We start from the raw sequence: 12,548 nt of genomic DNA, 5'->3' as shown, positions 1-12,548 counted from the left end.
CAGAACGTGCGACGGAACATCCCGCCACCGATGCGATGCAAGCCTCTTCGCGGTCAAGACAAGGGCGCGTCAGCGCCCCACGGCGTAGCCCTGCATGCCGCGCGGATTGGCGCCGGCGAACAGCTGCCCGTCGCTCTCCTGCCGCGCGGCGCTCAGCCGCCCCTCGGACCATTCGCCATTGATGTCCACCAGATGGCCGCGGGCGCGTAGCGCCTCGGCAATCTCGGCGGGGTAGCGGCCCTCCACCACCACCTTCCCGGGCTTTGCCGCGCGCGGCCAGAAGCTCGACGGCCAATGCTCGGTGTGGAAGGCCGGCGCGTCGATCGCCTGCTGGATGGTCATGGCATGGTCCACCATGCGGGCGAACATGATCGGCTGCCACTGGTCCTGCTGCTCGCCGCCCGGCGTGCCGAAGCTCATCCAGGGGCGGCCGTCCTTCAGCGCCATCGCCGGCGAGAGGGTGGTGCGCGGCCGTTTGCCGGGCTTGAGACCGTTCGGCAGCGATTCGTCCAGCCAGAACATCTGCCCGCGCGTGCCCAGGCAGAAGCCGAGCTCCGGGATCGCCGGCGAGGATTGCAGCCAGCCACCCGACGGGGTCGCGCTGACCATGTTCCCCTGCCTGTCGATGATGTCGAGGTGGCAGGTATCCGCGCCCGAGACACCGAGCCGCGCCACCGTGGGCTCGCCCACGCCCGGCGCTCGGCTCAGCATATCGGCGCGCGCCACGGCCTCGGCCAGGCCGGGCACGCCCTGGCCGAAGCCCGGGATGCTGCCGGGGCGGAGTTCCATCGAGGCATCCTCGCCCACCAGCTTGCGGCGCTCCGCAGCGTATTCAGCCGAGAGCAGCGTCTGCACCGGCACGTCCACGAAATCCGGATCGCCGTAGAAGGCCTCGCGGTCGGCGAAGGCGAGCTTCAGGCATTCGACGACGGTGTGGATGAAGCGCTCGCCGAGCGGGTCCATGCCCGCCATGTTGAAGCCTTCCAGCAGCGCCATGGTCTGCAGCATGGCCGGTCCCTGGCTCCAGACGCCGCATTTCAGCAGCGTGGTGCCGCGGTAGTCGCGTCGCAGCGGCGCCTCCACCGGGGCGCGCCAGCGCGCCATGTCCTCGCCGGTCAGCACGCCGCGATGGCGACGGCCGGAGGCGTCGAGGATCTCGTTGGAACGGCAGAACCTGTCGATCGCCTCGGCGACGAAGCCGCCGTACCAGGCATTGCGGGCGGCATCGATCTGCGCCACGCGGTCGCGGCCGGCGCTCTCGGCCTCGCGCAGCAGGCGTTCCCAGGTCTCGGCCAGGGTCGGGTTGGCCCAGAGCTGGCCGGGCTGCGGGCCGCCATCGCGCAGCCAGAGCGCGGCGGAGGTTCTCCACTCCGCCTCGAACATCGGGCGGACGGTGTTGAGAGTGGCGATGATGCGCGGCACGTAGTGGATCCCACGCCGCGCATAGCCGATGGCATAGGAGAGCACGTCGCGCAGCGACCAGGTGCCCCAGTCGCGCAGCATGAGTGCCCAGGCGTCGAAGGCACCCGGCACCATCGCGGGCAGCAGGCCGGTGCCGGGAACCAGGTCGAGGCCGAGCTCGCCCTTCACATGCGCGACGCTGAGGCCGGCCGGCGCGACGCCCTGGCCGCAGATCACGCGCTGCGCGCCGGATTTCGCATCGTGCACGATGATCGGCGCGTCGCCGCCCGGCCCGTTCAGGTGCGGCTCCGCGACCTGGAGGGTGAAGCCGGCAGCGGCGGCGGCGTCGAAGGCGTTGCCGCCGCGCTCCAGCACGGCCATGCCGACCTGCGAGGCGATCCAATGCGTCGAAGCGACGACGCCGAAGCTGCCGGCGATCTCGGGGCGTGTCGTGAACATGCGATGAACCTTCGGGGTCGTCCGCTTGAGGCTGGCGATAGGCGCAGGCAGAAGCGTGCTGGTCAATACGGAGAAGTGGCGTGCTGGTCGGCGTGGTCGGACCTTCCGGGGCGGGCAAGGACACGCTGATGAATGGCGCGCGTGCCGCCCTGGCGGGCGATGCGCGATTCGTCTTCGCCCGGCGCCTGATCACCCGCCCTGCCGAGGCCGGCGCCGAGGAGCATGAGGCCATCACCCCCGAGGCCTTTTCCGACCTGCGCAGCCGGGGCGCGCTGGCGCTGTGGTGGCAGGCGCACGGGCTGCACTACGGCATCCCGGCCGGCATCCACGCGGAGATCGCCGCCGGTCGCGTCGTCGTGGCGAACCTCTCACGCGGCGTTCTGGCCGAGGCCGCCATTCGTTTTCCGTTGCGCGTGCTGGAGATCACCGCGCCGGTCGCGCTCCGTGCCGCGCGGCTCGCCGCCCGAGGGCGCGAGGACGTGGCCGACATCGCCGCGCGCCTTGCGCGCGAGGCGCCGCTCCCGCCCGGGCTCGATCTAGAGACGGTGATGAACGATGCCACGCCGGAAGCGGCCGTGGCGTGCGTGCTGGCCGCGCTCAGCCGAGCAGCGGCAGACGCTCCGCGACCAGGAAGGGCGCCCCAGGCGCCGCCTGGGTGAACAGGCAGAGTTCGGTCACGCGGCGGGGCAGGGCGGGCGCCTCGCCCAGGTGCGCGGCCAGCGCCGGCTGCACCACGGTGCGCTCCGTCTCTGTCAGGCGCCGGCTCAGCGTGACGTGGAACCACCATTCGTCCAGCACATAATGGTAGCCCCAGCGTTGCAGGTAGCCGCGCTGGCGTTCGGTCATTCGCTCCGGTCGCCGGCGGGCGATCTCGGCTTCGCCGGGCGGTGCGCGATGCTCGTCAAGCGTGGTGACGCAGGCATCGCAGAGCGCCTGAAGCTCCGCCGATCTGGCTGACTCCACCAGCGCCAGGAAGCCATGATGCTCCGCCAGCACCAGCGGCGGCAGGGCGAAGGGGCTGGTGCGGGCGGCGAGGTCCATGGCGGCCGCGCGCAGCTCGTGCCAGCCGGTCGCCAGCCGGAAGGGGGGCTTCAGCGTGGCGTGCAGCCCGTAGCCGCGGGCGTCGGCAGTCAGCTCCGCCATGTCGAGGCCGGGCAGTGCCGGTTGCGGGATGCTCGCGCCGGTCTCCGCATCGCGGCCGAGCCAGTGCGAGCCGAGCCGGTGCAGCGGATCATCCACCCGTGGCGCCCAGTACACGCCGACCCTCATCGCCGCGCTCCTTCGCAGCGACGCATCACGCGACCCGCTCGCCGCCGCGCCACACCCGGCGCACGATCGCGTGGCCCTCATGCGGGCGGACCTGCACCAGGTCGGCGCGGAGATCGGCCATGATGCGACCGCGGTCATGCAGCCCGACCATCCGCGCCGCGCGATCCGTGATCATCGCCACCGCCTGCGGCAGGGTGAGGTCGCCGGCGGCGGCGGAGGCCCAGGCGGCCTCGATCATCGCCGGCGGCACGTAATCGCTGGCCAGCACATCCACCGCACCGGCGCGGATGAGATCGGCGGCGGCGACATTGCCGGAATGGCTGCCGCCACGGACGATGTTCGGCGCGCCGGCAATCACCGCCACGCCCAGCCGCCTGGCCTCCCGCGCGGCTTCCATCGCCACCGGGAACTCGCTGATCATGATGCCGTCGGCGGCATTCTGCGCCACGCCTTCGGGCGTGTCGTCGTCATGGCTGGCGAGCGGCAGGCGGCGATGCGCGACGCGGTCGAGCAGCCAGCGGCGCTGCTTCTCCCGCAGCCGGCCGCGCTGCTCCAGCAATTCGGCGATGCGGCGGTCCACCTGCTCCGCGGTCTTGTGCTGCTGGCGGATGCGCATCTGGCGGTAGCGCTCGATGTCGCGGTACTGGCCGACGCCGGGCGAGTGGTCCATCAGGCTCACCATGCGCACCAGCGGATGATCGGCGACGGTCTCCACCAGTTCGGGCATGTCCTTTGCTGGCAACTCGCAGCGCAGATGCAGGAAGTGCTCGCTCTTCAGCAGGCCGGTATGCGCCAGCGCGTCGAGGTCGGTCACACCGTCGCGGAAGGTCTGGGTGCGGCCGACATCGAAGCCGAGGTCGCCGAGGCAGAGTGCATCCAGCACGGTCGTGACGCCGGCGCCCGCGGTCTGCTGGTCATGCGCCAGCATGGCGGAGCGCGAGGGCCAGCGCGCAGTGGCGCGCGGCTGCACCTGGCGTTCGAGGTTGTCGGTGTGGACGTCCACGATGCCGGGGATCAGATGGTCGCCATCGAGGTCGAGCCCCCCGGCGGCATGGCTGCGGCCGGGCTGCACCTCGGCGATGCGCCCGCCGCGGATCACCACCGAGCCCGGCAGCACCTCGTCCGGCAGGACCAGCAGGGCGTTGGTCAGGATCGTCTCGGGGGTCATCGGGCCTCCGATCGGTGGAGCGTGCGCAGCGCGCGGAACCATGAATCGGTGGCCATCAAACATACTCGGGCAGGGGGGTGACGTCGAACAGCCGGTCGGCGACGCGGTCGCGCACCTCGGAATCGTGGAAGATCCCGACAATGGCGGCGCCGCGCGCCTTGGCCTCGGCGATGAGCGCGATCACCACCTCGCGGTTGGCGGCGTCGAGGCTGGCGGTGGGTTCGTCGAGCAGCAGCACCGGATAATCCGGCGCGAAGCCGCGCGCCAGGTTCACCCGCTGCTGCTCGCCGCCGGAGAAGGTGGCCGGCGGCAGGTGGTGCAGGCGCGCGGGCAGGTTGAGGCGCGCGAGCAGCGCCTCGGCCCGCGCCAGCGCGGCGTCCCGAGCGAGGCCGCGGGCGATCAGCGGCTCGGCGACGATCTCGATGGCGGGGACGCGCGGGATGACGCGCAGGAATTGCGAGACATAGCCGAGCGTCTCGCGCCGCACCTCGCGCGTCAGCCGTGCGTCGGCGGTGGCGAGGTCCACGGTGGCGCCGCGGTGGCGCAGCAGGATGCGCCCCTGGCCGGCGCCGTAATTGCCGTAGAGGCAGCGCATCAGCGTGGACTTGCCCGCGCCCGACGCCCCGGCGAGCGCGACGCATTCGCCGGCTTCCACCGACAGGTCGAGCCCGTGCAGCACCGACAGCGTGACGCCACCCTGCAGGTGCAGCGTGAAGGACTTTGCCAATCCTTCGGCTTTCAGCGCCCAGCTCATGCGGCGAGCACCGAGGCGACGAGCAGTTGCGTGTAGGGATGCTGCGGGTCGTCCAGCACGCGGTCGGTCAGCCCCTGCTCAACCACCTTGCCGTGCCGCATCACCAGGATGCGATGCGCCAGCAGCCGCGCCGCGGCGATGTCATGGGTGACGATCAGCACCGCCAGGCCAAGCTCCGCCACCAGCGCACGGATCAGGTCGAGCAGCCGCGCCTGCACGGAGACGTCGAGGCCGCCGGTCGGCTCGTCCATGAACACCAGCCGCGGCCGGGTCACCAGCGTGCGCGCGATCTGCAGGCGCTGCTGCATGCCGCCGGAAAAATTCCGGGGCATCTCGTCCAGTCGCTCGGCATCCACCTCGACACGCCGCAGCCATTCCGCAGCCTCGGCGCGGATGTTGCCGTAGTGCCGCGCGCCCACGGCCATCAGCCGCTCGCCGATGTTGCCGCCGGCGGAGACGCCCATGCGCAAGCCGTCGCGCGGATTCTGGTGGACGAAGCCCCATTCGGTGCGCATCAGGTTGCGCCGTGCCGCCTCGCCCATGTTCAGCACGTCGCGCCCATCGAACGTCACGCTGCCGGCATCGGGTGGCATGAGGCCCGAGAGGACGCGCAGCAGCGTGGTCTTGCCGCTGCCGGATTCGCCGACGATCGCCACCACTTCGCCCGGCCAGATGTCGAGATCCACGCCGTCCAACGCTGCGATGCGGCCGAAGCGCAGCTCCAGGCCGCGCGCCTGCAACAGGGCGTCGCTCATTCGGCCGCCTCCCGCGCAGTCTGCCGTTCCGCGCAGTAATCGGTATCGGAGCAGACGAACATCCTGCCGCCGCGGTCGTCGGTGATCACCTCGTCCAGGTAGCTTTCGCGCGCACCACAGATCGCGCAGGCATGCGGGGCGCGGATGGGCCGGAAGGGATGGTCGTCGAAATCCAGGCTGCGCACGCTGGTGTAGGGCGGCACTGCGTAGATCCGCTTCTCGCGCCCGGCGCCGAACAATTGCAGCGCGGGCATGCGGTCCATCTTCGGGTTGTCGAAGGCCGGGATCGGGGAGGGCGACATCAGGTAGCGCCCATCCACCATCACCGGGTAGTTGTAGCTGGTCGCGATATGGCCGTGACGCGCGATGTCTTCGTAGAGCTTCACATGCATCAGCCCGTAGTCGGCGAGCGCATGCATGCGCCGCGTCTCGGCGATGCGCGGCTCGAGGCGCATCAGCGGCTCGGGGATCGGCACCTGGTAGACCAGGATCTGCTTTTCGGTCAGCGCGCGCTCGGGGATGCGGTGCCGCGTCTGGATGATGGTGGCCTCCGCCGTGCGCTCCGTGGTGGCCACCCCGGCGACGCGGCGGAAGAAGGCGCGGATCGAGACGGCGTTGGTGGTATCGTCGGCGCCCTGGTCGATCACCTTCAGCACGTCCGTCGGCCCGAGGATCGCCGCCGTCACCTGGATGCCGCCGGTCCCCCAGCCATAGGGCAGCGGCATCTCACGCGAGCCGAAGGGCACCTGGTGGCCGGGGATCGCGACGCCCTTCAGGATGGCACGGCGGATCATCCGCTTCGTGCTCTCGTCGAGATAGGCGAAGTTGTAGCCGGTATCTCGGGTCATTCCGCCGCCGCCTTCAGCGCCGCGTCCACGCTTGCGCGCATGGTACGCACATTCTCCAGCTCCGACTGGAAGTCCACGTAGTGCGGCAGCTTGAGGTGCTCCACGAAGCCGGTCGCCTCCACGTTGTCGCAGTGGTACAATACGAATTCCTGCTGCTGCGCCGGCGCCGTCACCTCCTCGCCCAGCTCGGCGGCGCGAAGGCCGCGGTCCACGAGCGCCATCGCCATCGCCTTGCGCTCGCCATGGCCGAACACCAGGCCGTAGCCGCGGGTGAATTGCGGCTTCTCGGTGCGGCTGCCCTTGAACTGGTTGACCATCTGGCATTCGGTCACGCCGATGTCGCCGAGTTCGATCTCGAAGCCGAGTTCCGGCGGCGTGAAGCAGACGGCGACGTCGCCCACGCGGATCTCGCCGACGAAGGGGTGCGCATTGCCGTAGCCGCGTTGCGTGGAATAGCCGAGGCCCAGGAGAAACCCCTCATCGCCGCGCGCCAGCGCCTGCAGCCGCAGCGGCCGGTCGGCGGGGAAGGCGAGGGGCTCGCGCGTCAGGTCGCCCGGCTCGGCCTCGGAGGGCGCCTCGCGCTGCATCAGCCCTTCCTGCGCGAGAAGTTCCGTCACCCGGGGCGCCGGTGTCGTATCGGGCTCGGCTTCCGGCACGCGCGGCGGCGGCTGTCCCACGGCAGCCAACGAGAAATCCAGCAGCCGATGCGTGTAGTCGAAGGTCGGGCCCAGCACCTGGCCGCCGGGGAGGTCCTTGTAGGTGGCGCTGATCCGCCGGCGGATTGCCATCGCGCCGGTGTCCAGCGGCGCGCTGGCGCCGAAGCGGGGCAGGGTGGTGCGATAGGCGCGCAGCAGGAAGGCGGCCTCGATCAGGTCGCCCTTCGCCTGCTTCACCGCCAGCGCGGCGAGGCCGCGATCGTGGCAGGAGCCTTCCGCCATCACCCGGTCCACCGCCAGGCCGAGCTGTTCCTCGATCTGTGCGGCGGCGATCTCCGGCTGCGCGGCGTCGCCGCGGCGAGTTTCGGCGAGCCAGGCGTGTGCGGCATCGATCGCCTGCTCGCCGCCCTTGGTCGCGACATACATCGCTCAGCCTTCCTCGATGCGGACGCTGCGCGGCAAAGCCGCGATGCTCGTCCCGGCGCAGAGGATGGCGTCCACCCCGCGCGGGAAGCGCGCACGGTTGCGGGCCCAGTCGGCGACGAAGCCGGCAGGCGCGCCGGACACGCGCAGGCGGTGCACCTCCCGGATTCCGGGGCCGGTGAGGCGCCAGCCGGCGCCTTCCTGCAGCGCCGCGACCTCCAGGATCATCGTCGCGCCGCGTTCCGGCTCCTCTTCGGTGCCGGCATCGAGTGACAGCAGCGCGGTGGCCGGATCGAGCACGAAGGCGGCGCCACCGGAGACCAGCGGACAGCCGCAATGGAAGCGCACCCATGCTTCCGCCTCGGCCCCGGCGGCAAGCCGCAACGGTGTCGCGGAATCGACCAGGGTCAGCAGCACCGCCGCGGCGGCGGGCGAGAGGCCCGACGGAATCTCGGGCGGCGGCACGACGGCCTGCACACGGCCCGGCCTGCTCATCGCCTCCAGCACGGCGCGGAAGCTGGCCTGCGCATCCAGCACGGGTTCGGCGAAGCCGGGAAAGCGCGTGTCCATCAGCGCATCTGCGTCATGGTGAAGAACTGCACGCGCGTCGCGGCGGCGCGGCGCGCCTGTTCCTCGCGCCGTGCCTGCTGCGCGGCGGCCAGCGGGGCGATCACCGCCGCCTCCACCGCGGGGCGGGCGGCCTCGTCCAGCAGCAGCGCATCGACCAGCGCCGCGAGCTCCGCCTGCCGTGCGTCGCGCCCGGCGACGTAGGCATGGCCGACGCGGCCATCCGGCAGCCGCACGGCGCAGCGCGTGACGGTCATCTCGCCGAGGTTGAACGGCGCGCCATCGCCGCCGGCGCGACCGCGCACCATGACCAGCCCGGTCTCCGGTCCGCGCAGCCTTGCATGCCGCGGCGGCGGCGGCAGGCCGGCGAGATGGCGCTCGATCTCCGCGGCGCTGGCGCGGGCGAGGATGCCCATCCAGCGGCGGCGCGGTGCGTGGGGAGTGGTACCGTCGGACATCATCGAGCCCAAATTCATCTAGACGACTAGTTGTCCGCCCGGTTAAGGTCAAGCCGAAACTGCCACCCCGCGGCAGACCGGAGGTTGAAGTTTCGATGACGGATGGTGCCTCTCCGCCGCTTCCCGCGCCCGCCGGCCTTTCCCGCCGGCAGGGTGTCGCGCTGTGGCGGCAGATCCAGCAGGCGATCGAGGCGGAGATCGCCGGCGGCCGCCATCGCCCCGGCGCCCGCCTGCCGACCGAGGCCGAGCTCTCCTCCCGCTTCGAGGTGAACCGCCACACCGTGCGGCGCGCCATGGAGGAGCTGGAAGGCCGCGGCCTGGTGCGCATCGAGCAGGGCCGCGGCAGCTTCGTGGCCGAGGACGTGCTGGATTACCGCCTTGGCCCGCGCACCCGCTTCAGCGAGATCATCCGTCGCCAGAATCGCGAGCCCGAAGGTCGCATCCTGCGCATCACGGAGGTACCGGCCGAGGCCGCGCTCGCCGAGGCGCTCGGCATCCGCCGTGGCCGCGCCGTGGTGCTGGTGGAGCGCCTGGCGCTGGCCGATGGACGCCCGATGGTGATCGGCACGCACCACTTCCCCGCCGCGCGCTTCCAGCAGCTGCCGGCGCTGCTCGCGGCCAATCCCTCGATCACCGCGGCGCTCGCGGCCTGCGGCGTGCCGGATTATCGCCGCCAGGTCACCCGCATCACCGCCCGCCTGCCGACGCCGGAGGAATCCGACCTGCTGCAGCAGTCGCGCTCCCGCCCGGTGCTGGTGACGGAAGCGGTGAACACCGATCCGGCCGGCACGGTGGTGGATGTCACCCATGCCCGCTATGCCGCCGGCCGCGTGCAGCTGGTGGTGGAGTCCTAGGCGTTCCATGGATTGGGTGATCACGGGCGGCCAAGCGCTGCTGGAGGATGGGCCGGCGCGCGGGGATGTCGCGCTATTGGCGCGCGGGGATGTCGCGCTGTCGGATGGCATGGTGGCGGCGCGGCCGGCATCAGGCGCGCGCCGCTTCGACGCGCGCGGGCTGCTGGTGCTGCCGGGCCTCGTGGATATCCATGGCGATGCGCATGAACGGCAGTTCCAGCCGCGGCCGGGCATCGGCATCCCGCCGGCGATCGCGGTGCGCGATTCCGCCGCGCAGTTGCTGGCCTGCGGCATCACGACCGCCTTCCTCGGCGTCACCCTGTCCTGGGAGCCAGGCCTGCGCGGCATCGAGTCCTGGCGCTCCACCTTGGCCGCCGTGGAAGCGGCGCGTGCCGGCGCCGGCGTGGACCTGCGCATCCATTGCCGCTTCGAGGCCGACAACCTGGACGCGCTGGAGGAGGTGCTGGCCGACATTGCGGCCGGCCGCGTGCAACTCCTTGCCTACAACGACCACACACCGGCCATCGTGAAGCGCATTGCCGATCCGGCGCAGGCCGCGAAATATGCGGCCCGCGCCGGCCTGCCGGCGGCCGAGTTCGTGGCGCTGGCCGAACGCGCCTGGTCGCGACGGCCGGATGTGCCAGAGGCGCAGGCGCGCCTTGCCGCCGCCGCGCGTGCCGCCGGCATCCCGATGCTCAGCCATGACGACGCGACCCCGGAGATGCGCGCCACCTTCCGCGCGCTCGGCGCATCCATCTGCGAGTTCCCGATGGCGGAGGCGGTTGCCGAGGCGGCGCGCGCCGCCGGCGAGCATGTGGTGATGGGCGCGCCGAACGTGGTGCGCGGCGGCAGCCACATGGGCTGGTCCGCCGCCGCGCCGCTGGCCGAGCGCGGCCTGGTGACGGTGCTCGCCTCCGATTATGTCTGGCCGGCGATGCTGGAAGCCGCCTTCGTGATGGCCGGCCGCGGCGTGCTGGACCTGGCGCGTGCCTGGGCGCTGGTCTCCGCCAATCCGGCGGCCGCCGCGGGCCTTGGAGACCGCGGGCGGATCGCCCCTGGCCTGCGCGGCGACGTGGTGGTGGTGGATCCGGCGACGCGCACGCCGGTGGCGACATTCGCAGCCGGGCGGCTGGCCTGGCTCTCGCCGGCGGGCGGCGCGCGGCTGGCCGCGTAGTTCCCTGTGCGTCGCCTGCCCAGGCGGCCTCAGGGCGCGCGGGGGAACAGCGCAGCTTCGACCATGGCGCAGATGGCGTGACCGAGCACCTCATGCCCTTCCTGGATGGAAGGCGTGCTGTCGCTCGGCACCCGCACGCAGTGGTCGCAGAGCGCGGCCATCGCGCCGCCGCTGCGTCCGGTGAAGCCGACGGTCGCGATGCCCCGCGCCCGCGCCGCCTCCAGCGCAGCGATCACGTTGCGCGAATTGCCGGAGGTGGAGATGGCGAACAGCACATCGCCCGCCATGCCCAGCGCCTCCACCTGCCGGGAGAAGACCCGATCATAGCCATAGTCGTTGCCGATGGCGGTCAGGATCGAGCTGTCGGTGGTGAGCGCGATCGCCGGCAGGCCCGGCCGGTCGTAGTGGAAGCGCGAGACCAACTCGCCCGCCCAGTGCTGCGCATCCGCCGCGCTGCCGCCATTGCCGCAGAGCAGCAGCTTGCGCCCCTGGCGCAGGCGATCGGCGACCAGCGTTGCGACCCCCTCCACGGTGGCGCAGAGCGCGGCATTCGCGGCCATGGCTTCAAGCAGGCGGGCGGAGGCACGCAGGGCCTCGGCGGCCCCTTTCACGGATGGCATGTTCACTACTCCGCGCCCGACGGCTGCCGTCGGCGTTCATCCTGCGCATGGGTCGACGTTGCGTCGGAAGCGGGGATCATCCTCACACTCTACACGCCGGCCGGCGGCGTGTGAGCCGCCCTTCCGCGGTCCAGCAGGCCGAGCCGCCCGGCGAGCAGGCGGGCCAGGTGGCGCGGGTGCAGCACCTTGCCGGCGAAGCCTGCGCCGGCCGCCAGCCGCGCCGCCACCGCATAGGCAGCGAACCCGCCGCGCGACGCGTCGTAGAGGGCGGTTTCGGCGAAACGCGGCGCCATCGCCTCGCAGAGCGCGCGGTCCTCGGGGCCGGGGCGGAAGGGCGCCGGATCGGCCGCGCGCGCAATGCCGCGCAGCTTCACCGCCGAGCGCAGATTGCCGAGCGAGAAACGTGCCCGGTTCCTCTCCTGCGACAGGTTCGCCGCATGCACGCGCTTGCGCGCCACCTGCATCGTGGTGAAGGCGAAGCGCCCCAGCCAGGCGAGGCGGAGGAACAGGTCGTAATCCTCGGCGAATCGCATCGCCTCGTCGAACAGCCCGGCCGCCAGCACGGCCTCGCGCCGTATCAGGCAGGCGGAGGTGGCAATCCGCGGGCCGCGCAGCATCGCGGCGAAATCCGTTCCCTCGAGCGTGCGGCCGCCAGCCGCGGCCGGGCGGGAGGGCAGGGCCGGCAGGCCGCTCTTGGCGTGGTGGCTCGGCACCAGCACCTCGCCGCCGTCGCTCTCGAACAGGCTGCAATCGCCGAACCCGAGCACCGTGCCGGGCGTCCCCACGATGGCGGCGAGGGCGGCGTGATGCTCCGGCAGCAGCAGGTCGTCCGCGTCACACAGGGCGATCCATTGGGCAGTGGCGGCGCGGATCGCCGTGTTGCGTGCCGCCGCCGGGCCGGGCGGGCCTGCATTGGGCAGCAACCGGATCTCCACCCGCGGCGCCAGCTCGCGCGCCGCGGCCTCGACCAGCGCCGGCGTGCCATCCGTGCTGCGGTCGTCTACCACGGTCACGCGTGCGGGCGGCCTGGTCTGCGCGGCGATGCTCTCCAGCGTCTCGCGCAGATACGCCGCGGCGTTGTGCGCCGGGATCACCACCTCGATCATCGGGCTGTCCGCCGATCTCCCTGCTGCGGCCGCAGC

At 72.0% G+C, this 12,548-nt stretch carries 14 protein-coding genes; 3 read left to right on the top strand and 11 right to left on the bottom strand.

Annotated elements, in window-relative coordinates:
- Positions 1 to 69: 69 nt before the first annotated feature.
- Entirely contained in the window at positions 70 to 1,860 is a 1,791-nt protein-coding gene (locus ACESM1_RS08715; RefSeq protein ID WP_372619316.1) for a gamma-glutamyltransferase family protein, read from the bottom strand.
- Positions 1,861 to 1,940: 80 nt separating this feature from the next.
- Between ACESM1_RS08715 and phnN the strand changes: the two genes are divergently transcribed.
- Complete coding sequence (gene phnN, locus ACESM1_RS08710) at positions 1,941 to 2,519, top strand: phosphonate metabolism protein/1,5-bisphosphokinase (PRPP-forming) PhnN (protein ID WP_372619315.1); 579 nt, start codon at positions 1,941 to 1,943, stop codon at positions 2,517 to 2,519.
- Here phnN and ACESM1_RS08705 read toward each other — a convergent pair.
- The 8 genes from ACESM1_RS08705 to phnG are packed head-to-tail and all read right to left on the bottom strand — an operon-like array spanning position 2,458 to position 8,761.
- Positions 2,458 to 3,129: a DUF1045 domain-containing protein gene (locus tag ACESM1_RS08705; protein ID WP_372619314.1), complete on the bottom strand. Its 672-nt coding sequence runs from the start codon at positions 3,127 to 3,129 to the stop codon at positions 2,458 to 2,460. The genes phnN and ACESM1_RS08705 overlap by 62 nt on opposite strands.
- 25 nt (positions 3,130 to 3,154) lie before the next feature.
- Positions 3,155 to 4,297, bottom strand: a complete 1,143-nt coding sequence (locus ACESM1_RS08700) for an alpha-D-ribose 1-methylphosphonate 5-triphosphate diphosphatase (protein WP_372619313.1) — start codon at positions 4,295 to 4,297, stop codon at positions 3,155 to 3,157.
- A gap of 55 nt (positions 4,298 to 4,352) precedes the next feature.
- Positions 4,353 to 5,051, bottom strand: a complete 699-nt coding sequence (gene phnL, locus ACESM1_RS08695) for a phosphonate C-P lyase system protein PhnL (protein WP_372619312.1) — start codon at positions 5,049 to 5,051, stop codon at positions 4,353 to 4,355.
- Complete coding sequence (gene phnK, locus ACESM1_RS08690) at positions 5,048 to 5,806, bottom strand: phosphonate C-P lyase system protein PhnK (protein WP_372619311.1); 759 nt, start codon at positions 5,804 to 5,806, stop codon at positions 5,048 to 5,050. The genes phnL and phnK overlap by 4 nt, the downstream gene beginning before the upstream one ends.
- Entirely contained in the window at positions 5,803 to 6,654 is an 852-nt protein-coding gene (locus ACESM1_RS08685; protein WP_372619310.1) for an alpha-D-ribose 1-methylphosphonate 5-phosphate C-P-lyase PhnJ, read from the bottom strand. Before ACESM1_RS08685 ends, phnK begins: the two co-directional genes overlap by 4 nt.
- On the bottom strand, positions 6,651 to 7,736 hold the full coding sequence (locus ACESM1_RS08680) for a carbon-phosphorus lyase complex subunit PhnI (RefSeq protein WP_372619309.1): 1,086 nt from the start codon (positions 7,734 to 7,736) through the stop codon (positions 6,651 to 6,653). The genes ACESM1_RS08685 and ACESM1_RS08680 overlap by 4 nt, the downstream gene beginning before the upstream one ends.
- 3 nt (positions 7,737 to 7,739) lie before the next feature.
- Positions 7,740 to 8,303: a phosphonate C-P lyase system protein PhnH gene (phnH, locus tag ACESM1_RS08675; RefSeq protein ID WP_372619308.1), complete on the bottom strand. Its 564-nt coding sequence runs from the start codon at positions 8,301 to 8,303 to the stop codon at positions 7,740 to 7,742.
- Positions 8,303 to 8,761: a phosphonate C-P lyase system protein PhnG gene (phnG, locus tag ACESM1_RS08670; protein ID WP_411278363.1), complete on the bottom strand. Its 459-nt coding sequence runs from the start codon at positions 8,759 to 8,761 to the stop codon at positions 8,303 to 8,305. Before phnG ends, phnH begins: the two co-directional genes overlap by 1 nt.
- A gap of 92 nt (positions 8,762 to 8,853) precedes the next feature.
- On the opposite strand from phnG, the gene phnF reads away from it, so the two are divergent.
- Both phnF and ACESM1_RS08660 read left to right on the top strand, forming a co-directional pair.
- The gene (gene phnF / locus ACESM1_RS08665; RefSeq protein ID WP_372619307.1) at positions 8,854 to 9,612 is read left to right on the top strand and encodes a phosphonate metabolism transcriptional regulator PhnF; all 759 of its coding nucleotides are present in this window, start codon (positions 8,854 to 8,856) and stop codon (positions 9,610 to 9,612) included.
- Between the two features lie 7 nt (positions 9,613 to 9,619).
- Complete coding sequence (locus ACESM1_RS08660) at positions 9,620 to 10,786, top strand: alpha-D-ribose 1-methylphosphonate 5-triphosphate diphosphatase (protein ID WP_372619306.1); 1,167 nt, start codon at positions 9,620 to 9,622, stop codon at positions 10,784 to 10,786.
- A 29-nt stretch (positions 10,787 to 10,815) separates the two neighbouring features.
- Here the strand turns inward: ACESM1_RS08660 and gmhA are convergent, their stop codons facing one another.
- The gene (gmhA, locus tag ACESM1_RS08655; RefSeq protein ID WP_372619305.1) at positions 10,816 to 11,406 is read right to left on the bottom strand and encodes a D-sedoheptulose 7-phosphate isomerase; all 591 of its coding nucleotides are present in this window, start codon (positions 11,404 to 11,406) and stop codon (positions 10,816 to 10,818) included.
- 89 nt (positions 11,407 to 11,495) lie between these two features.
- Positions 11,496 to 12,512, bottom strand: coding sequence for a glycosyltransferase family 2 protein (locus ACESM1_RS08650; RefSeq protein ID WP_372619304.1), 1,017 nt, complete (start codon positions 12,510 to 12,512; stop codon positions 11,496 to 11,498).
- Between the last annotated feature and the right edge of the window lie 36 nt (positions 12,513 to 12,548).

This window comes from Falsiroseomonas sp. (assembly GCF_041690465.1).
Classification (GTDB): domain Bacteria; phylum Pseudomonadota; class Alphaproteobacteria; order Acetobacterales; family Acetobacteraceae; genus Falsiroseomonas.
Note: the sequence above shows the minus strand (reverse complement) of the source record. Positions and strands in the feature narration are given on the sequence as shown.